Source organism: Klebsiella sp. D5A (assembly GCF_001620885.1).
In the GTDB taxonomy this organism is placed as follows: Bacteria; Pseudomonadota; Gammaproteobacteria; order Enterobacterales; family Enterobacteriaceae; genus Klebsiella; species Klebsiella variicola.
In genome coordinates, this window is sequence record NZ_LOAR01000003.1 from 360702 (window position 1) to 382075 (window position 21374).

Annotated in this window: 15 protein-coding genes; 9 read left to right on the forward strand and 6 right to left on the reverse strand. The window is 58.0% G+C overall.

All coding sequences use genetic code 11. From position 1 onward, the window contains the following. Positions 1 to 119 precede the first annotated feature (119 nt). Both macA and macB read left to right on the forward strand, forming a co-directional pair. Positions 120 to 1235, forward strand: a complete 1116-nt coding sequence (gene macA, locus AS136_RS05265) for a macrolide transporter subunit MacA (RefSeq protein ID WP_008805838.1) — start codon at positions 120 to 122, stop codon at positions 1233 to 1235. Continuing rightward, the gene (macB, locus tag AS136_RS05270) at positions 1232 to 3172 is read left to right on the forward strand and encodes a macrolide ABC transporter ATP-binding protein/permease MacB (protein ID WP_008805839.1); all 1941 of its coding nucleotides are present in this window, start codon (positions 1232 to 1234) and stop codon (positions 3170 to 3172) included. Before macA ends, macB begins: the two co-directional genes overlap by 4 nt. Before the next feature lie 66 nt (positions 3173 to 3238). Here macB and cspD read toward each other — a convergent pair whose 3' ends face one another. Further along, positions 3239 to 3460: a cold shock-like protein CspD gene (gene cspD, locus AS136_RS05275; RefSeq protein ID WP_002896516.1), complete on the reverse strand. Its 222-nt coding sequence runs from the start codon at positions 3458 to 3460 to the stop codon at positions 3239 to 3241. 325 nt (positions 3461 to 3785) lie between these two features. Here cspD and clpS point away from each other — a divergent pair, with 325 nt between their 5' ends. Together clpS and clpA are read left to right on the forward strand one after the other, a co-directional pair. After that, positions 3786 to 4103 carry an ATP-dependent Clp protease adapter ClpS gene (gene clpS / locus AS136_RS05280; RefSeq protein ID WP_002896520.1) on the forward strand — a complete coding sequence of 106 codons (318 nt, stop codon included), beginning with the start codon at positions 3786 to 3788 and terminating at the stop codon, positions 4101 to 4103. A 30-nt stretch (positions 4104 to 4133) separates the two neighbouring features. Continuing rightward, complete coding sequence (clpA, locus tag AS136_RS05285; RefSeq protein ID WP_012542332.1) at positions 4134 to 6413, forward strand: ATP-dependent Clp protease ATP-binding subunit ClpA; 2280 nt, start codon at positions 4134 to 4136, stop codon at positions 6411 to 6413. A 118-nt stretch (positions 6414 to 6531) separates the two neighbouring features. Here the strand turns inward: clpA and infA are convergent, their stop codons facing one another. The 5 genes from infA to trxB form a co-directional block, all read right to left on the reverse strand. Beyond that, the gene (infA, locus tag AS136_RS05290; protein ID WP_001040187.1) at positions 6532 to 6750 is read right to left on the reverse strand and encodes a translation initiation factor IF-1; all 219 of its coding nucleotides are present in this window, start codon (positions 6748 to 6750) and stop codon (positions 6532 to 6534) included. A gap of 351 nt (positions 6751 to 7101) precedes the next feature. Beyond that, positions 7102 to 7806 (reverse strand): leucyl/phenylalanyl-tRNA--protein transferase, encoded by a 705-nt coding sequence (gene aat / locus AS136_RS05295; RefSeq protein ID WP_008805841.1) that lies wholly within the window; start codon positions 7804 to 7806, stop codon positions 7102 to 7104. A gap of 39 nt (positions 7807 to 7845) precedes the next feature. Beyond that, entirely contained in the window at positions 7846 to 9567 is a 1722-nt protein-coding gene (cydC, locus tag AS136_RS05300; RefSeq protein WP_063266679.1) for a heme ABC transporter ATP-binding protein/permease CydC, read from the reverse strand. After that, positions 9568 to 11334, reverse strand: coding sequence for a heme ABC transporter permease/ATP-binding protein CydD (gene cydD / locus AS136_RS05305; protein ID WP_023297318.1), 1767 nt, complete (start codon positions 11332 to 11334; stop codon positions 9568 to 9570). A 114-nt stretch (positions 11335 to 11448) separates the two neighbouring features. Beyond that, positions 11449 to 12417 (reverse strand): thioredoxin-disulfide reductase, encoded by a 969-nt coding sequence (gene trxB / locus AS136_RS05310; protein WP_012542328.1) that lies wholly within the window; start codon positions 12415 to 12417, stop codon positions 11449 to 11451. Positions 12418 to 12949: 532 nt separating this feature from the next. On the opposite strand from trxB, the gene lrp reads away from it, so the two are divergent. From lrp to serS, 5 genes are all read left to right on the forward strand, one after another. After that, positions 12950 to 13444, forward strand: a complete 495-nt coding sequence (lrp, locus tag AS136_RS05315) for a leucine-responsive transcriptional regulator Lrp (RefSeq protein WP_000228469.1) — start codon at positions 12950 to 12952, stop codon at positions 13442 to 13444. Positions 13445 to 13579: 135 nt separating this feature from the next. After that, positions 13580 to 17773: a DNA translocase FtsK gene (gene ftsK / locus AS136_RS05320; RefSeq protein WP_063266680.1), complete on the forward strand. Its 4194-nt coding sequence runs from the start codon at positions 13580 to 13582 to the stop codon at positions 17771 to 17773. Between the two features lie 122 nt (positions 17774 to 17895). Then, entirely contained in the window at positions 17896 to 18507 is a 612-nt protein-coding gene (gene lolA / locus AS136_RS05325) for an outer membrane lipoprotein periplasmic chaperone LolA (protein ID WP_004201368.1), read from the forward strand. A gap of 8 nt (positions 18508 to 18515) precedes the next feature. Further along, entirely contained in the window at positions 18516 to 19859 is a 1344-nt protein-coding gene (gene rarA, locus AS136_RS05330) for a replication-associated recombination protein RarA (RefSeq protein ID WP_012542326.1), read from the forward strand. Between the two features lie 91 nt (positions 19860 to 19950). Beyond that, positions 19951 to 21243: a serine--tRNA ligase gene (gene serS / locus AS136_RS05335; RefSeq protein ID WP_008805848.1), complete on the forward strand. Its 1293-nt coding sequence runs from the start codon at positions 19951 to 19953 to the stop codon at positions 21241 to 21243. Positions 21244 to 21374 lie beyond the last annotated feature (131 nt).

Consider the following 21374-nt stretch of genomic DNA (forward strand, 5'->3'; position numbering starts at 1 on the left):
CGCAAAGCTCTCCGGTAGCTAAACAAAACGTAAGCAACGTTAAAAATGGGTGTTCTGTTGTCGACGGGTTTGGATAGAATCACCGTCTGGAGCGGCAGGGAAACAGCAGGAATCGGATAATGAAAGTGAAGGGAAAACGCAGGACAATCTGGTGGTTGTTAGCGATCGTTGTGCTGGGTCTGGCCGTCTGGGGATGGCGGATCCTGAATGCGCCGCTGCCGAACTACCAGACGCTGGTGGTGCGCAAAGGTGACCTCCAGCAGAGCGTGCTGGCCACCGGTAAGCTGGATGCCCTGCGGAAAGTTGACGTCGGCGCCCAGGTCAGCGGACAGCTGAAAACGCTGCACGTCAATATCGGCGATAAGGTCAAAAAGGACCAGTTGCTGGGGGTTATCGATCCGGAGCAGGCGCAAAACCAAATTAAAGAGGTTGAAGCGACGCTGATGGAACTGCGTGCCCAGCTCAATCAGGCGCGCGCGGAGAGCAAACTGGCGCAGGTGACTCTGGCCCGTCAGCAGCAGCTGGCGCAGCGCCAGCTGGTCTCGCGACAGGACCTTGATACCGCGGCCACCGATCTGGCGGTGAAACAAGCGCAGATCGGCACTATTGAAGCGCAAATCAAGCGTAACCAGGCGACGCTCGACACCGCGAAGACCAACCTCGACTACACGCGGATCCTGGCGCCGATGGCTGGCGAAGTGACGCAAATTACCACCCTGCAGGGACAGACGGTGATCGCCGCCCAGCAGGCGCCGAACATTCTGACGCTGGCGGATCTCAGCACCATGCTGGTCAAAGCGCAGGTCTCTGAAGCGGATGTCATCCACCTCAGACCGGGGCAAAAGGCGTGGTTTACCGTGCTGGGGGATCCGCTGACTCGCTATGAAGGCACGCTGAAAGACATTTTGCCGACGCCGGAAAAAGTCAATGACGCCATCTTCTACTATGCCCGCTTCGAGGTGCCGAATCCGCAGGGCATCCTGCGTCTCGACATGACCGCGCAGGTGCATATCCAGCTGGCCGAGGTGAAAAACGTGATTACCATCCCGCTGAGCGCCCTGGGTGACGCGGTGGGTGATAACCGCTATCACGTCCGGTTGTTGCGCACCGGCGAGGTAAAAGAGCGTGAGGTTGCCATTGGCGCCCGCAACGATACCGACGTCGCGGTGGTGCAGGGGCTGGATGAGGGAGATGAAGTGATCGTCGGCGAGAGCGCGAGCGGGGCGGCAAAATGACGGCGCTGCTTGAGCTGCGTGATATTCGTCGCAGCTACCCTTCCGGCGACGGCAGCGTTGAGGTACTGAAGGGGATCACCCTCAGCATCAATGCGGGGGAGATGGTGGCGATCGTGGGTGCCTCCGGCTCGGGCAAATCGACGCTGATGAATATTCTCGGATGTCTCGACAAACCGACCAGCGGCACCTACCGGGTGGCGGGAACCGATATCGCGCAGTTGAATGGCGATGCGCTGGCTCGGCTGCGGCGGGAACACTTTGGTTTTATCTTTCAACGCTACCACTTGCTGTCACATCTTACCGCCGCGCAGAACGTTGAAGTGCCTGCGGTGTATGCCGGCAGCGAGCGACGGGCACGCCTGGCGCGCGCCCATGATCTGCTGGTGCGTCTGGGGCTTGGCGATCGGGCTGACTATCAGCCGTCGCAACTGTCCGGCGGCCAGCAGCAGCGGGTGAGTATCGCCCGTGCGCTGATGAACGGCGGGGAAGTGATTCTGGCGGATGAACCGACCGGCGCGCTGGACAGCCATTCCGGCGAAGAGGTGATGGCGATCCTGCATCAGCTCAAAGCTCAGGGCCATACGGTCATCATTGTCACCCACGATCCGCAGGTCGCGGCCCAGGCGGAACGGATCATTGAGATCCGCGATGGCGAGATCGTCCGCAATCCGCCCGGCAGCCGCCAGGGCGGTGGGCTGCGCGCCCGTCAGCAGCCGGAACCCTCGGCGTGGCGTCAGTTTACCAGTGGCTTTCGCGAAGCGCTGGTTATGGCGTGGCGGGCGATGGCGGCGAATAAAATGCGTACCCTGCTGACCATGCTCGGCATTATTATCGGCATTGCGTCGGTGGTATCGATCGTGGTGGTCGGTGATGCCGCCAAACAGATGGTGCTGGCGGATATTCGCGCCATCGGCACCAACACCATCGATGTCTATCCCGGAAAGGATTTTGGCGATGACGACCCGCGTTATCAGCAGGCGCTGAAGTATGACGATTTGCTGGCGATCCAGAAACAGCCATGGGTGCGTTCCGCCACGCCGGCGGTATCGAAAAGCCTGCGCCTGCGCGCCAACAATATTGACGTTGCCGCCAGCGCGGAGGGGGTCGGGCCGCAGTACTTTAATGTTTACGGCATGACCTTCAGCGAAGGCAATACCTTTAATGAACTGCAGCTCAACAGTCGGGCGCAGGTGGTAGTGCTCGACAGCAATACCCGTCGCCAGCTGTTTCCCAATAAAGCGAAAGTGGTGGGCGAGGTGATTCTGGTGGGCAATATGCCGGCCACGGTGATCGGCGTCGCGGATGAAAAACAGTCAATGTTTGGCAGCAGTAAAATTCTCCGCGTCTGGTTGCCTTACACCACCATGGCGGGAAGAGTGATGGGCCAGTCGTGGCTGAACTCCATTACGGTACGCGTTCATGAAGGTTATGACAGTGAAACCGCGGAGAAACAGCTGCTGCGTCTACTGGAGCTGCGGCATGGTAAAAAAGATGTATTCACCTGGAATATGGACAGCATCTTGAAAACTGCAGAAAGGACCACACATACCTTACAGCTGTTCCTGACATTGGTGGCGGTGATTGCCCTGGTGGTTGGCGGTATTGGTGTAATGAATATTATGCTGGTGTCGGTGACCGAACGGACGCGCGAAATCGGCATCCGCATGGCGGTTGGCGCGCGGGCCAGCGATGTACTGCAGCAGTTTCTCATCGAAGCGGTGCTGGTTTGCCTGGTCGGTGGCGCGCTGGGGGTCACATTATCGCTGATGATCGCATTTATTCTGCAGCTGTTTCTGCCCGGCTGGGAGATCGGTTTTTCCCCGCTGGCTCTGCTAACGGCTTTTCTCTGTTCGACGTTGACCGGGGTGCTGTTTGGTTGGCTGCCAGCGCGCAACGCGGCACGGCTCGATCCGGTGGATGCGCTGGCACGCGAATAGAAATAAAAATGCCAGTCAGAAGGACTGGCATTTTATTAGCAGGATGTACACAATGAAGCAAAAGAGTTATGCAGCCGTTTCCGCTTCCACAGGGACGATCACGCTGGCGTGGTTGCCTTTTGGCCCCTGGTGAACATCAAACCGAACGGCTTGTCCGGCTTTTAGCGTTCTGTAACCATCCATCTGGATGGTGGAGTAATGGGCGAAAATGTCTTCGCCGCCGCCCTCAGGGCAGATAAAACCGAACCCTTTGGCATTGTTGAACCACTTAACAGTACCCATTTCCATACTTCGACATCCTTCGTAAATCTTTATAAGTAAGATGGAATGAACCGGTGGTGGAGTGACGAGTTGTTCAATTGCTCGCCAACTCTCGCCACTACAATTTAGAGAAATACGAAAACGCGTCAAGCGATTGAGGAGGGGGAACGGCGAAAAATGCGTCAAAATTTGAAGCAGTTAACGCTATTGCCGGGGAATGTGACAGCCGTCGCGGATAGAAGCGATAGATGATAGTTATCTATGATCTGTTGTAGATTTGTGATGAGCATAACCTCTGGTCATCGACAGGCCTCCGCCTGTTGGCAACAGCAACCGATGATGAACACTGACGATGAGTAAGAGAGATTGGCTGGACTTCGAGCACCTGGTTGACGACGAAGTTCGTGATGCGATTAAACCGCCATCTATGTATAAAGTGATATTAGTCAATGATGACTACACTCCAATGGAGTTTGTTATTGACGTGTTACAAAAATTCTTTTCTTATGATGTTGAACGTGCAACGCAACTGATGCTCACGGTTCACTATGAAGGTAAGGCGATTTGTGGCGTGTTTACCGCGGAAGTGGCGGAGACCAAAGTCGCTATGGTGAATCAGTACGCGAGGGAGAACGAGCATCCATTGCTGTGTACGCTGGAAAAAGCCTGAATACAGGCATGAAAATTGGGGGAGGTGCCTATGCTCAATCAAGAACTGGAACTCAGTTTAAATATGGCTTTCGCCAGAGCGCGCGAGCACCGTCATGAGTTTATGACCGTCGAGCACTTGCTGCTGGCTCTGCTAAGCAACCCCTCGGCCCGTGAGGCCCTGGAAGCGTGTTCAGTGGACCTGGTGGCATTGCGTCAGGAACTTGAAGCCTTCATCGAACAAACCACACCCGTCCTGCCAGCCACGGAAGAAGAGCGCGACACCCAGCCGACGCTGAGCTTCCAGCGTGTGCTGCAGCGCGCCGTCTTCCACGTGCAATCTTCTGGCCGCAGCGAAGTGACCGGCGCCAACGTACTGGTGGCCATTTTCAGCGAGCAGGAGTCGCAGGCCGCTTACCTGCTGCGTAAACATGAAGTCAGCCGACTCGATGTGGTGAACTTCATTTCTCATGGTACACGCAAAGACGAGCCGAGCCAGTCTTCCGATAACAGCGGAAGCCAGCCTGGCAATGAAGAGCAAGCCGGCGGGGAGGAACGTATGGAAAACTTCACCACCAACCTCAATCAGCTTGCTCGCGTCGGCGGCATTGATCCCCTGATCGGCCGTGAAAAAGAGCTGGAGCGTGCGATTCAGGTCCTGTGCCGTCGCCGTAAAAATAACCCATTGCTGGTGGGTGAATCCGGCGTCGGTAAAACTGCGATCGCCGAAGGCCTTGCCTGGCGCATTGTGCAGGGCGATGTGCCGGAAGTGATGGCCGACTGCACCATCTACTCGCTCGACATTGGCTCTTTGCTGGCAGGGACCAAATATCGTGGCGATTTTGAAAAACGTTTCAAAGCGTTGCTCAAACAGCTGGAGCAGGATACCAACAGCATCCTGTTTATTGATGAAATCCACACCATTATCGGTGCGGGGGCGGCTTCTGGCGGCCAGGTCGATGCGGCTAACCTGATTAAACCGCTGCTTTCCAGCGGCAAGATCCGGGTGATCGGCTCCACCACCTACCAGGAGTTCAGCAACATCTTTGAGAAAGATCGTGCGCTGGCCCGTCGTTTCCAGAAGATCGATATCACCGAACCGTCGGTGGAAGAGACGGTGCAGATTATCAACGGCCTGAAGCCGAAGTACGAAGCGCACCATGACGTGCGTTATACCGCTAAGGCGGTGCGTGCGGCGGTTGAGCTGGCGGTAAAATACATTAACGATCGTCATCTGCCGGATAAGGCAATTGACGTCATTGACGAAGCGGGCGCGCGGGCGCGCTTAATGCCGGTCAGCAAGCGTAAGAAAACGGTCAATGTGGCGGATATCGAGTCAGTGGTGGCGCGGATTGCGCGGATCCCTGAGAAGAGCGTCTCCCAGAGCGATCGCGATACGCTGAAAAACCTTGGCGACCGTCTGAAAATGCTGGTCTTCGGTCAGGATAAAGCCATTGAGGCGCTGACCGAAGCCATCAAAATGGCGCGCGCCGGGCTGGGCCATGAGCACAAGCCGGTTGGGTCATTCCTGTTCGCCGGGCCTACCGGGGTCGGGAAAACCGAAGTGACCGTGCAGCTGGCGAAGGCGCTGGGTATTGAGCTGCTGCGTTTTGACATGTCCGAATATATGGAACGTCATACCGTCAGCCGTTTAATCGGGGCGCCTCCGGGCTACGTTGGCTTCGATCAGGGCGGGCTGCTGACCGATGCGGTGATTAAACATCCGCACGCGGTGCTGCTGCTTGATGAGATCGAAAAAGCGCATCCGGATGTGTTCAACCTGCTGCTGCAGGTGATGGATAACGGTACGCTGACCGATAACAACGGGCGTAAAGCGGACTTCCGCAACGTGGTGCTGGTGATGACCACTAACGCCGGGGTGCGGGAAACTGAGCGTAAATCGATTGGCCTTATTCAGCAGGACAACAGTCCGGATGCAATGGATGAGATCAAGAAGATCTTTACGCCGGAGTTCCGTAACCGCCTCGACAACATTATCTGGTTCGATCATCTCTCTACCACGGTGATCCATCAGGTTGTCGACAAGTTTATCGTCGAGCTGCAGGTCCAGCTGGACCAGAAAGGCGTCTCCCTGGAAGTCAGTCAGGAAGCGCGCGACTGGCTGGCGGAGAAAGGTTACGACCGGGCGATGGGTGCACGTCCAATGGGACGCGTCATTCAGGACAACCTGAAAAAGCCGCTGGCGAACGAGCTGCTGTTCGGCTCGCTGGTCGATGGTGGCCAGGTGACAGTGTCTCTGGACAGCGCGAAGAATGCGCTGACCTACGATTTCCAGAGCGCGCAGAAGCACAAACCGGAAGCCGCCCACTAAAGCGATGTCTTCAACGTAAAAACCGGCCCTGGGCCGGTTTTTTTTTGCCGGCGGCAGATATGAAAAGACCGGGAATTATCCCGGCCTTCAGCATCTGACGCCTTAAGGGCGAAAACAATCAGCGACTACGGAAGACAATGCGGCCTTTGCTCAGGTCGTACGGGGTCAGCTCAACAGTCACTTTGTCGCCCGTCAGAATGCGGATGTAGTTTTTACGCATTTTACCGGAAATATGCGCAGTTACCACGTGACCGTTTTCCAGTTCTACGCGGAACATAGTGTTAGGCAACGTTTCAAGTACGGTGCCCTGCATTTCAATATTGTCTTCTTTGGCCATCTAGTCCTCTGGGGTATCACTACCGTAGTTTTGAACCGGCAAGATAATGCCGAAGTTCATCATGTAAGTAAAGTTTTACGTATCTACTCTGAATCATTCGCCTTGCCGCAAGGTGCGCAGTCAGCACACCGGCAACGGATATATGACGGGTATGAATCGCCGAAGTAGTTTTGGCGCATTGCCCGGAACACACACGGCTATGCCGCGTGACAGGCGCAAACGTAAAGGGGAGTGACAGAACGATGGGCGTTATCTGACTCTTATTATTCCCAAACGGCGGCGGGGCAACAGGCAGAAGCTACTCTACCGCGCAATTATACCATCCTGACGCAAAATGTGCTGAAAACATTTTTATTGCGCGCCCGGAAATAGCACCCGCGGCACCCAAAATAGCTCGGGCAGGCGGTAGCCGCGTAATACTGACAGGTAGTCAAGATAATCGCGGCGGGGAATATCCACCGCGCCTAATGAGGCGGTATGGTTGTTCAGTACCTGGCAGTCGATTAATTTACCACCACTCTGCGTAAAAGCCTGACAGAATACCAGCAGCGCGGTTTTGGAGGCATTTTCTGCCCGGCTGAACATCGATTCGCCGCAAAACAGCGCCCCCTGCGCCACGCCGTACATTCCACCTACCAGCGTATTCTCTTGCCAGACTTCAATGGAATGGGCATGGCCCAGCTCATGGAGTTGGTGATAGGCGCGAACGATACTGCTGGTTATCCAGGTGCCTTCGTCACGATCGCTGGCGCAGCCTTCAATGACCTCACCAAAGGCATGATTCAGCGTGACGCGATAAGGCGAACGCTGATGAAAACGCTTCATGCTGCGGCTGAGATGAAACTGTTCCGGCCAGAGCACCGCCCGGGGATCGGGCGACCACCAGAGGATCGGGTCGCCCGGAGAAAACCATGGAAAGATACCGCGCTGATAGGCCATCAGCAGACGTGCCGGGCTCAGATCGCCGCCGAGCGCCAGCAGGCCGTTAGGTTCACGCAGGGCGCCTTCCGGGGAAGGGAAGGCGATAGAATGCCGGGAGAGCTGAACCAGACGCATTTTAACCTCAATACGCATCAGCAAAAATTAGATAATAGCCTACAGACGCTGTTTAAACTGGAAGTACCGGCCCTGTTTAGCGAGCAGATCCGCGTGACTACCTTGCTCAATTATCTGGCCGTTGTCCATGACTATTATCTGATTAAAACGCGCCAGGCCCCGCAGGCGGTGAGTCACCATCAGCACGGTTTTCTCGCGCATCACTTCCGCCAGAAGATGCAGGATCTGGCTTTCGGTGGCCGCATCCAGGCCTTCTGTCGGCTCATCGAGCAGCATCAGCGGCGCATCGTGGAGCAGTGCGCGGGCAATCGCCAGCCGGCGCAGTTCGCCGCCGGATAGCTGGCGCCCGCCTTCCCCCAGCCAGCTGTTCAGTCCGCCATCTTCCAGCAGTTTTTCCAGCCCCACTTTCTCGAGGGTCGCGCAGAGCGCGGTATCGTCAGCGTCTGGCGCCGCCAGCAGCAGGTTGTCGCGCAGCGTAGCGCTGAACAGGTGCACGCGCTGCGGCACCACGCTCATCGCCTGACGCAGGGTGGCTTCGCTGAGCTGGGACAGCGGCTGGTCGTTGAGCAAAATCTCTCCCTGCGTTGGATCCCAGGCCCGGGTGAGGAGTTGCAACAGCGTCGACTTTCCGCAGCCGGTCCGGCCAAGAATGGCGATGTGTTCTCCGGCGGCAATCTGCAGGGAGATATTCTCCAGGGCGGGGGAGGGTTGGTGCGGGTAGCGGAAGGTAACCTGGGTGAAGGTTAAGGCCACCTGCGCAGGCACGCTGGCTTCACCCTCGACGAAAGTGACCTCCGGCTGCTGGTCGGTGATCTGCGAGATCCGCCGTGCGGAGGCGATCACCTGACCTAAATGCTGGAAAGCGCCAGTGACTGGCGCCAGGGCTTCGAAGGTCGCCAGGGCGCAGAAAACAAACAGCGCGATCAGCGCCCCTGGCTGGCTGTTACCCCCGATGCCGGCGGACGCCAGCCAGAGCATGGCCACCACGGCGATGCCGCCGATTAATAGCATTACTGCCTGCGAAAGCGCGGTCAGCTCGGCCTGACGGCGCTGTGCGTCCTGCCAGCTGAGCTCGGTCTTTTCCATTTGCGCGCGGTAGCGGTCGCTGGCGTTAAACACCATCAGCTCTGCCTGGCCCTGCAGCCAGGCAGTGAGCTGTTGGCGATACTGGCCGCGCAACTGCGTCATACTTTCGCCGGCTGGTTTACCTGCGCGATAGAACAGCGGCGGCATAACCAGCAGGGTGACCAGCATGATGCCGCCGAGCGTCAGCGCAAGGGTAACGTCGAGCAGGCTTAATCCGCAGGTGACCACTACAATCACCACCAGCGCGCCGACCAGCGGTGAAATCACCCGCAGGTAGAGATGATCCAGGGTATCGACATCGGCCACCACCCGGTTGAGCAGTTCACCCTGGCGAAAGCGCGCCAGCCCCGCGGGAGAGAGGGGGAGTAGTTTGCTGAAGGTGAAGACGCGCAGGTGCTGCAGCACGCGGAAGGTCGCGTCATGACTGACCAGACGCTCGAAGTAGCGCCCGGCGGTACGGATAATCGCCGCGCCGCGGACGCCCGCGGCAGGCAGCATATAGTTAAAACTGTAGATCCCGGCGACACCCACCACCGCTGAGGCGGAGAGGAACCAGCCGGAGAGCGTCAGCAGGCCGATGCTGGCCAGCAGAGTCACGATGGCCAGCACGACGCCGAGCAGCAGCATCCATTTATGGCGTTTATAGAGCGCCAGATAGGGTAAAAGTGCGCGCATTTAAATCTCCTCCTGACGATGGGCCAGCAGCGCCGAGAAGACCCCACCGGCACGGGCCAGCGTGGCGTAGTCGCCTTGTTCGATAATCTGTCCGTCCTTCATGACCCAGACGGCATCCCAGTCAGCCAGTCCCTCGAGCTGGTGGGTGACCAGCAGCGTGGTTTGCTCGGTGGAGGCATGGGTCAGGGCCTGCATCACCCGCTGTTCGCTATGGGCGTCGAGGCTGGCGGCGGGTTCATCCAGCAACAGCAGGCGGCAGGGCACCAACAGCGCGCGAGCAACCGCGATACGCTGCGCCTGTCCTACCGACAGGCGACCCGCCTGATCGCCCACGGCGGTATGGATCCCGTCCGGCAACAGGGCGATAAACTCACTGACCCAGGCTTTATCCAGCGCCAGCCGAAGCTGGGCATCGCTGGCTTCCGGCCACGCCAGCAGCACATTCTCCCGCAGCGTGGCGGCAGGTAGTTGAGGATTCTGTCCCACCCAACTTAACAGGCGGCGCCAGCGATCGGCGTCCAGTTCGCGCAGCTCCGCGCCGTTGACCTTCAGCGAGCCCTCGTAGGGCAAGAAGCCAAGCAGTGTGTTCAGCAGTGAACTTTTCCCGGAGCCGCTCTGACCGACCAGCACAACGCGTGCGCCAGCAGGCAGTGAAAAGTTAAGCGGCCCGGCCAGGACTTTACCTTCCGGAGAGGTGATCACCAGATCGCGCGCTTCCACGCCAATCAGATCGTTATCGTTTAAGGTTTTCTCGCCGCGCTCCACCTGAGTCAATGGGGTTTCCATAAACGTTTTCAGGCTGTCTGCGGCGCCCACGGCCTGAGCTTTGGCATGGTAGAAAGTGCCCAGGTCACGTAACGGCTGGAAAAATTCCGGCGCGAGGATCAGCGTCAGGAAGCCTGCCATCAGCGTGACGCCCGCGCCGTAGTGGCCGAAGTTCAGCTCGCCAAGGTAAGAGAAGCCAAAATAGACCGCCACCAGCGCAATGGAGAGGGAGGTGAAAAACTCCAGCACCCCGGAGGAGAGGAAGGCCAGACGCAGGACTTCCATGGTGCGTTGGCGAAAATCCTGCGAGGCGTCGCGAATATTATCGATTTCTGCCTGACCGCGGTGAAAAATACGCAGGGTTTCCATGCCGCGCAGGCGATCGAGGAAATGGCCGCTCAGGCGGGCCAGCGCCTGGAAGTTACGCCGGTTGGCATCGGCGGCGCCCATCCCGACCAGCGCCATGAAAAGCGGGATCAGCGGGGCGGTGCCGAGGAGGATCAATGCGGCGGCCCAGTTAATCGGGAAAATAGTGATAACGATCAGCAGCGGCACGCAGGCCGCCAGCGTCATCTGGGGCAGGTAGCGCGCATAATAATCGTGCATATCATCGATCTGCTCAAGGATAAGCGTTGCCCAACTGCCGGCCGGTTTGCCCTGGATCCAGGCGGGGCCCGCCTGCTGGAGGCGGTCGAGAACCTGACGGCGAATTTCATAGCGGATATGCTGCCCGGCCTGAAAACCAACCCGCTCACGCAGCCAGACCACCCAGGCGCGCAGCACAAAGACCAGTACCAGCAGCGTCAGCGGCAGCAGCAGGGCGGTTGCCGGAATATTTTCCATCACCATCCGGTGCAGGATCCGCGCCAGGAACCAGGCCTGCGCGACGATCAGCAGACCGCTTGCCACGCCAAGCAGGCGGGAAATCATCAACCAGCGACGGGAGATAATACTTTGCTGTTTTAACCAGCGGGTTAACTCTTGTTGACGGGTTTTATTCATTGCGCGCTTTGCAGGTATCGTTATGGGAATATTGGGCACGGCAATGTTACATCGCGGCAAAAATAAAGGCGACTTTTCGTCGCCTTCTTTACCTTTGTTACTGACTTGTAAAGATTATTTGCAAGCGTCGGCCAAACCGTCCAGGTAACGCTCGGCGTCCAGCGCCGCCATGCAGCCGGTGCCAGCGGAGGTGATCGCCTGACGATAGATATGGTCCATGACATCGCCAGCGGCAAATACGCCCGGGATACTGGTTTGCGTGGCGTTGCCGTGGATCCCGGACTGCACTTTGATATAGCCGTTTTCCAGTTCCAGCTGACCTTCAAAGATGGCGGTGTTCGGGCTGTGGCCAATGGCAACGAACAAGCCTGCCACTTCCAGAGACTCGACGTTGTCGCTGTTTTTGGTATCGCGCAGGCGCAGGCCGCTGACGCCCATCTGGTCGCCGGTCACCTCTTCGAGGGTGCGATCGGTATGCAGCACGATGTTGCCGCTCGCCACTTTATCCATCAGACGTTTGATGAGGATTTTTTCCGCGCGGAAGGCGTCGCGACGGTGGATCAGATGCACCTCAGAGGCAATATTGGACAGATACAGAGCCTCTTCAACCGCGGTGTTACCGCCGCCGATCACCGCCACTTTCTGATTGCGATAGAAGAATCCGTCACAGGTGGCGCAAGCTGAAACGCCACGGCCTTTAAACGCCTCTTCCGATGGCAGACCGAGGTAGCGCGCCGATGCGCCTGTGGCAATGATCAGCGCATCACAGGTGTACTCACCGCTATCGCCTGTCAGACGGAACGGACGGTTTTGCAGATCGACGCGGCTAATGTGGTCGAAAATAATTTCCGTTTCAAATTTCGCGGCATGCTCGTGCATGCGCTCCATCAGCAGCGGGCCGGTGAGATCGTTAGGATCGCCCGGCCAGTTTTCCACTTCCGTCGTGGTGGTCAGCTGACCGCCTTTTTCCATCCCGGTGATCAGCACCGGCTGCAGGTTGGCGCGTGCGGCATAGACCGCCGCGGTGTATCCCGCAGGTCCAGAACCAAGGATAAGCAGTTTACTGTGTTTGGCTGTGCCCATGAGATCCCCATAATAATTGGCATACATTGGGCAGAGATTGTAGGGAATTTGTTGTCGTAAAAAAAGAGCGCAGCGATTTTGTTAACGATGTGTGCAATAGAAGCGACCGATGAATTGGCGATTTTACCGGCAAAGAATATAACTATTTCTACTGTCAGCGGGACAATTATAAGACGAAAAAATGAGAATCAACCAGGGGGGATGATGAATATCTGGCATCTTGTACTAAAAATCGATGTTTTGCTTTGACAATCCCCTGTGCTTTTGCGAAAACATTCATGGAAGAAGAAAAGCAGTATTTAGCGTGCGGCGAATTTTCATGCACGCAAATGCCATTTTTATCCGGGTTAACGAAATCTACGCATGGTGTGGACAGACGCCATGCGTGATGTCGGTGACTGCCGTCAGGCAACGGGCTTCTCACGTACCCCTGGGTTACCCATTGTCGTACGGGTAATAACAGGATGGGCTCTGGCAGTGAAGGCACAGAGCCGGAACAGGAGTAGGGAAGGAATACAGAGAGACAATAATAATGGTAGATAGCAAGAAGCGCCCTGGCAAAGATCTCGACCGCATTGATCGTAACATCCTGAATGAATTGCAAAAAGATGGGCGAATTTCTAACGTCGAGCTTTCTAAACGGGTGGGACTTTCTCCGACGCCTTGCCTTGAGCGCGTGCGTCGTCTTGAAAGACAGGGTTTTATTCAGGGCTATACGGCGCTGCTCAACCCGCATTATCTGGATGCATCACTTCTGGTATTTGTTGAGATTACTCTGAATCGTGGCGCACCGGATGTGTTTGAGCAATTTAACGCCGCAGTGCAAAAACTTGAAGAAATTCAAGAGTGTCATCTGGTTTCCGGTGATTTCGACTACCTGTTGAAAACCCGCGTACCGGATATGTCAGCGTATCGTAAATTACTGGGCGAGACCTTGCTGCGCCTGCCGGGCGTAAACGACACCCGTACCTACGTGGTGATGGAAGAAGTCAAGCAAAGTAATCGTCTGGTTATTAAGACGCGCTAACACGGAACAGGTGCAAAATCGACGTAGTTTGATTACACTCCTGTTAATCCATACAGCAACAGTGCCGGGGAGACCCGGCGCTGTTGTCCGTTTTAGCAGCAGGCAGGAAACAGCCTGATACCTGGAGAGCCTTTCTTGAGCCAGGAATACACCGAAGACAAAGAAGTCAAACTAACCAAACTCAGCAGCGGGCGCCGACTCCTTGAGGCGATGCTCATCCTTTGCTCCCTCTTCGCCATCTGGCTGATGGCGGCACTACTGAGCTTTAACCCCTCGGATCCAAGCTGGTCGCAGACGGCGTGGCATGAGCCTATTCATAATTTAGGCGGCGCCCCCGGTGCGTGGCTTGCCGATACCCTCTTTTTCATTTTTGGCGTCATGGCCTACACCATCCCGGTCATCATTATTGGCGGATGCTGGTTTGCCTGGCGGCATCAGGAAAACGACGAATACATTGATTATTTCGCCGTTTCCCTGCGCCTCATTGGCGCGTTAGCCCTGATCCTGACCTCCTGTGGTCTGGCAGCCATTAACGCCGATGATATCTGGTACTTTGCCTCGGGCGGAGTGATCGGCAGCCTGCTGAGCACCACGCTGCAACCGCTGCTGCACAGCAGCGGCGGCACCATCGCCCTGTTATGCATCTGGGCGGCCGGCCTGACGCTGTTCACCGGTTGGTCGTGGGTCAGCATTGCGGAAAAATTGGGCGGCGGGATCCTGTCGGTACTCACCTTTGCCAGCAACCGTACCCGTCGCGATGATACCTGGGCCGATGAAGGCGAATACGAAGATGACGATGAAGAGTACGACGACGAAGAGGCGGCAACCCCTCAGGAGTCGCGTCGTGCCCGTATTTTACGCAGCGCGCTGGCGCGACGTAAGCGTCTGGCCGAGAAGTTTACCAACCCCATGGGGCGTAAAACCGACGCGGCGCTTTTCTCCGGCAAACGGATGGATGACGGTGAAGAGGCGGTGCAATACAGCGCCAGCGGTGCGCCTGTCGCCGCCGACGATGTCCTGTTTTCCGGCGCCAGCGCGGCACGTCCCACAGAGGATGATGTGCTGTTCTCCGGCGCCAGCGCCGCGCGCCCTGGAGATTTCGACCCTTACGATCCGTTGCTGAATGGTCATAGTATCGCTGAGCCCGTGGGTGCAGCGGCGGCGGCCACTGCCGCGCCACAGGCGTGGGCTGAATCCGCGGCTGGCCATCAGGGCGCTGCGCCTGCTTATCAGCCGGAAGCGGGTTACCCGCCGCAGGCGTACCAGCCAGAGCCGGCGCCGTATCAGCAGCCGGTTTACGATCCGCATGCTGGTCAGCCGGCGCCGCAGGCGTACCAGCCAGAGCCGGCGCCGTATCAGCAGCCGGCTTATGCTTCGCATGCTGCTCAGCCTGCGCCGCAGGCGTATCAGCCAGAGCCGGCGCCGTATCAGCAGCCGACTTACGATCCGTATGCCGCTCAGCCGGCGCCGCAGGCGTACCAGCCAGAGTCGGCGCCGTATCAGCAGCCGGCTTATGCTCCGCATGCCGGTCAGCCGGCGCCGCAGGCGTATCAGCCAGAGCCGGCGCCGTATCAGCAGCCGACTTACGATCCGTATGCCGCTCAGCCTGCGCCGCAAGGGTATCAGCCAGAGCCGGCGCCGTATCAGCAGCCGACTTACGATCCGTATGCCGCTCAGCCTGCGCCGCAAGGGTATCAGCCAGAGCCGGCGCCGTATCAGCAGCCGACTTACGATCCGCATGCCGCTCAGCCTGCGCCGCAGGCGTATCAGCCGCAAAGCGCGCCAGTGCCGTCACCGGAGCCAGAACCAGAGGTTGCGCCGGAAGAGGTGAAACGTCCACCGCTCTATTACTTCGAAGAAGTCGAAGAGAAGCGGGCACGTGAACGCGAGCTGCTGGCCTCCTGGTATCAGCCAATTCCGGAGCCTGAAAGTCCGATTGCCACTAAACCGCTGACGCCGCCAGCCTCCTCGTCCAAACCGCCAGTGGAGACAACCGTGGTCTCTGCGGTCGCGGCAGGGGTGCATCAGGCAACGGCCGCCAGCGGCGGCGCGGCGGCGGCAACCTCGGCGACGGCCGCATCCGCTGCGGCTGCGCCATTGTTCAGCCCGGCATCCAGCGGACCGCGGGTCCAGGTGAAAGAAGGTATTGGTCCAAAACTACCGCGACCAAACCGCGTTCGTGTCCCGACGCGTCGGGAGCTGGCCTCTTACGGCATCAAGCTACCGTCGCAACGGGAGGCGGAACAGCGTGCGCGGCAGGCGGAGCGCGACCCCCATTATGACGATGAGCTGCTCTCGGATGAGGAAGCGGATGCTATGGAGCAGGATGAACTGGCTCGCCAGTTCGCCGCCATCCAGCAGCAGCGCTATGGCCATCGCTGGGAAGACGATAACGCGACTGATGACGATGACGCCGACACTGCGGCGGAAGCGGAGCTGGCGCGCCAGTTTGCCGCCACCCAGCAGCAGCGCTACTCCGCTGAGCAGCCGCCGGGCGCTAATCCGTTCTCGCCGGCGGATTATGAATTCTCGCCGATGAAAACGCTGGTCAATGAGGGGCCGAGCGAGCCGCTGTTTACGCCGACGCCGGAAGTCCAGCCGCAACAACCGGCCCCGCACTATCAACAACCGGCCGCCGCTCCGCAGCAGGGTTATCAACCTGCGCAGCACCAGCCGGTACACCCTCAGCCAGTGCCGCCGCAGCCTTACCAGACTGCACCGCAGCCCGTGCAGCAGCAACAGCCGGTTGTCCCGCAGGGGCATCAGCCTGCCGCGCCCGCGCCGCAGGAGAGCCTGATCCACCCGCTGCTGATGCGCAATGGCGATAGCCGTCCGCTGCAAAAGCCGACCACGCCGTTGCCGTCGCTGGATCTGTTAACCCCACCACCCAGTGAAGTCGAGCCGGTGGATACCTTTGCTCTCGAGCAGATGGCGCGACTGGTGGAAGCACGTCTGGCCGATTTCCGCATTAAAGCGGATGTGGTGAACTACTCGCCGGGGCCGGTGATCACCCGCTTCGAACTGAATCTGGCGCCTGGCGTCAAAGCGGCTCGAATCTCTAACCTGTCACGCGATCTGGCGCGTTCGCTGTCGACGGTTGCCGTGCGCGTGGTGGAAGTGATCCCGGGTAAACCGTATGTCGGTCTTGAGCTGCCGAATAAAAAGCGTCAGACCGTCTATCTGCGTGAAGTGCTCGACAACGCCAAGTTCCGCGATAACCCATCGCCGCTGACCGTGGTGCTGGGTAAAGATATCGCTGGCGACCCGGTGGTAGCTGACCTGGCGAAAATGCCGCACCTGCTGGTTGCTGGTACTACCGGTTCCGGTAAGTCAGTCGGTGTGAACGCCATGATCCTCAGCATGCTCTACAAAGCGCAGCCGGAAGATGTGCGTTTCATCATGATCGACCCGAAAATGCTCGAGCTGTCGGTCTACGAAGGTATTCCGCATCTGCTGACGGAAGTGGTCACCGACATGAAAGACGCCGCCAATGCGCTGCGCTGGAGCGTCAACGAGATGGAGCGCCGCTACAAGCTGATGTCAGCGCTGGGCGTGCGTAACCTGGCGGGCTATAACGAGAAGATCGCCGAGGCCGCGCGCATGGGGCGTCCGATTCCGGATCCGTACTGGAAGCCGGGCGACAGCATGGATGCCGTTCATCCGGTGCTGGAAAAACTGCCGTATATCGTGGTGCTGGTGGACGAGTTCGCCGACCTGATGATGACCGTCGGTAAGAAGGTGGAAGAGCTGATTGCCCGTCTGGCGCAAAAAGCGCGTGCGGCGGGGATCCACCTGGTGCTGGCGACGCAGCGTCCGTCGGTAGATGTTATTACCGGCCTGATTAAGGCTAACATTCCGACGCGCATCGCCTTTACCGTGTCGAGTAAAATTGACTCGCGTACCATTCTCGATCAGGGCGGCGCGGAATCGCTGCTGGGTATGGGGGATATGCTTTACTCCGGACCGAACTCTACCACGCCGGTGCGCGTCCACGGGGCGTTTGTGCGCGACCAGGAAGTCCACGCTGTGGTTCAGGACTGGAAAGCCCGCGGCCGTCCGCAGTACGTCGATGGCATTACCTCCGACAGCGAAAGCGAAGGCGGCGGCGGTGGTTTCGACGGCGGTGAAGAGCTGGACCCGCTGTTCGATCAGGCGGTCAGTTTTGTGACTGAGAAGCGCAAAGCGTCGATTTCCGGGGTCCAGCGTCAGTTCCGCATTGGCTATAACCGGGCAGCACGCATTATCGAACAGATGGAAGCGCAGGGGATCGTCAGCGAACAGGGCCATAACGGTAACCGCGAAGTGCTGGCGCCGCCGCCCTTTGAATGAGTGCAAAGTTGGGTAAATAAGCGCAAAATCAGCCAATTCTTCTGTTCCGCCGCCGTCGGCGGTCCTACATTAGGGACAGAAGAGGCTCTCGCGTCGGGAGTGACGCACATTAAGGAATAACAATGAAAAAACTCGCAATCACCTGTGCATTACTGTCTGGTATGGTCGTCAGCCAGGTCTGGGCAGATGCGGCCAGTGACTTAAAAAGCCGTCTTGATAAAGTGAGCAGTTTCCATGCCAGCTTCACGCAGAAAGTCACCGACGGCAGCGGTAACGCCGTCCAGGACGGACAGGGCGACCTGTGGGTAAAACGTCCGAACCTGTTTAACTGGCATATGACCCAGCCAGATGAAAGCGTTCTTGTCTCGGATGGCAAAACGCTGTGGTTCTACAACCCGTTCGTTGAGCAGGCTACGGCGACCTGGCTGAAAGATGCTACCAGCAACACGCCGTTTATGTTGATTGCCCGCAACCAGTCCAGTGACTGGCAGCAGTACAATATCAAACAAAACGGCGATGATTTTGTGCTGACGCCGAAAAGCGGCAGCGGTAACCTGAAGCAGTTCACGATCAACGTCGGTCGGGACGGCACCATCCATCAGTTCAGCGCCGTCGAGCAGGATGACCAGCGCAGCAGCTATCAGCTGAAGTCGCAGCAGAACGGCGCCGTCGACGCATCTAAGTTCACCTTTACGCCGCCGAAAGGGGTGACGGTGGACGATCAACGTAAGTAGAGGCGAAAGTGAGCAATCTGTCGCTCGATTTTTCCGACAACGCGTTTCAACCTCTGGCCGCTCGCATGCGGCCAGAAAATTTAGCGCAGTATATTGGCCAGCAGCATCTGCTGGCGCCGGGTAAACCCCTGCCGCGGGCGATTGAAGCCGGGCACCTGCATTCAATGATCCTCTGGGGGCCGCCGGGCACCGGCAAGACCACCCTCGCGGAAGTGATTGCCCGCTACGCCAGCGCCGATGTCGAACGGATCTCGGCGGTGACCTCAGGGGTGAAAGAGATTCGCGAGGCTATTGAGCGCGCGCGGCAAAATCGCAACGCCGGCCGGCGGACCATCCTGTTTGTTGACGAAGTGCATCGCTTTAATAAAAGCCAGCAGGATGCCTTTCTGCCCCATATTGAAGACGGCACCATCACTTTTATTGGCGCGACCACCGAAAACCCCTCCTTTGAGCTTAATTCAGCGCTGCTCTCCCGCGCCCGCGTCTACTTACTGAAATCGCTGACCACCGACGATATCGAGCGGGTGCTTGACCAGGCGATGAACGATAAGTCCCGCGGCTACGGCGGGCAGGATATTATTCTGCCGGAAGAGACCCGCAAGGCCATCGCCGAACTGGTGAACGGCGACGCGAGGCGGGCGCTGAATACCCTGGAAATGATGGCTGATATGGCCGAGAGCGATGACTCGGGCAAGCGGGTGCTGAAGGCGGAACTGCTGACCGAGATCGCTGGCGAGCGCAGCGCGCGCTTTGATAACAAAGGCGACCGGTTCTACGATTTGATTTCTGCTCTGCATAAGTCGGTGCGCGGTAGCGCGCCGGATGCGGCACTTTACTGGTATGCGCGGATCATCACCGCCGGCGGCGATCCGCTGTACGTTGCCCGCCGCTGTCTGGCGATAGCCTCGGAAGATGTCGGCAACGCCGACCCACGGGCGATGCAGGTCGCCATTTCGGCGTGGGATTGCTTTACCCGCGTCGGGCCGGCGGAAGGCGAACGGGCGATTGCCCAGGCCATTGTCTATCTGGCCTGCGCGCCGAAAAGTAACGCCGTCTACACCGCCTTTAAAGCGGCGCTGTCCGACGCGCGGGATCGTCCTGACTACGACGTTCCGGTGCATCTGCGCAATGCGCCGACGAAGCTGATGAAAGAGATGGGTTACGGACAGGAGTATCGTTACGCTCATGACGAACCCAACGCCTACGCCGCCGGCGAACAGTACTTCCCGCAGGAAATGGCGCAAACGCGCTATTATCACCCGACAAACCGGGGGCTTGAGGGCAAAATTGGCGAAAAGCTCGCCTGGCTCGCTGAACAGGATCAAAATAGCCCGATAAAACGCTACCGCTAATTGAGGCGTTGCGGTAAGGTTATTACTCTATTTCCGTGGTCGTAGTCTGCGGCCACTTTTCTTTATTTAATTCGATAAGCACAGGATAAGCATGCTCGATCCCAATCTGCTGCGTACCGAGCCAGACGCAGTCGCAGAAAAACTGGCACGCCGGGGCTTTAAGCTGGATGTAGATAAACTTCGCGCGCTTGAAGAGCGTCGTAAAGTTCTGCAGGTGCAAACGGAAAACCTGCAGGCGGAGCGTAACTCCCGATCGAAATCCATTGGCCAGGCGAAAGCGCGCGGGGAAGACATCGAGCCATTACGCCTGGAAGTGAACAAACTCGGCGAACAGTTGGATGCTGCAAAGTCCGAGCTGGAAACGCTGCTGGCGGAAATTCGCGATATCGCGCTGGCGATCCCGAATATTCCTCATGATGATGTGCCGGTTGGCCGTGACGAAAACGACAACGTTGAAGTCAGCCGCTGGGGCACGCCGCGCCAGTTCGATTTTGAAGTGCGCGATCACGTGACGCTGGGGGAAATGCACGGGGGGCTGGATTTTGCCGCCGCCGTTAAGCTGACTGGTTCGCGTTTTGTGGTGATGAAAGGCCAGCTGGCCCGTCTGCACCGCGCCCTGGCGCAGTTCATGCTGGATCTGCACACCGAACAGCATGGCTATAGCGAAAACTATGTCCCGTACCTGGTGAACCAGGACACGCTGTATGGCACCGGCCAGTTGCCGAAATTCGCTGGCGACCTGTTCCATACTCGTCCGCTGGAAGAAGAAGCCGACAGCAGCAACTACGCGCTGATCCCGACGGCGGAAGTGCCGCTGACCAACCTGGTACGCGATGAAATCATCGACGAAGACGACCTGCCGATCAAAATGACCGCCCATACGCCGTGCTTCCGCTCTGAAGCCGGTTCCTATGGTCGCGACACCCGCGGTCTGATCCGCATGCACCAGTTCGACAAAGTTGAAATGGTGCAGATCGTGCGTCCGGAAGACTCCATGGCCGCGCTGGAAGAGATGACCGGTCACGCCGAGAAAGTGCTGCAGCTGCTGGGTCTGCCGTACCGTAAGGTCGCGCTGTGCACCGGCGATATGGGCTTCAGCGCCTGCAAAACCTACGACCTGGAAGTGTGGGTTCCGGCGCAGAACACCTACCGTGAAATCTCTTCCTGCTCTAACGTCTGGGATTTCCAGGCGCGTCGTATGCAGGCCCGCTGCCGCAGCAAGTCCGACAAGAAGACTCGCCTCGTTCATACTCTGAATGGTTCTGGTCTGGCGGTAGGTCGTACCCTGGTGGCGCTGATGGAAAACTATCAGCAGGCCGATGGCCGTATTGAGATCCCGGAAATTCTGCGCCCGTATATGCGTGGCCTCGAATATATCGGGTAATTTTTTCTTCCTCTCTTTTAAAAGCGCCTGCGGGCGCTTTTTTTACGCCCTTATTGATACCGGGCAATAATCCATTCTACGAATGCAGTGATACTCCCTTTGGATTAAATCAGCATAAAAAACCAATAATA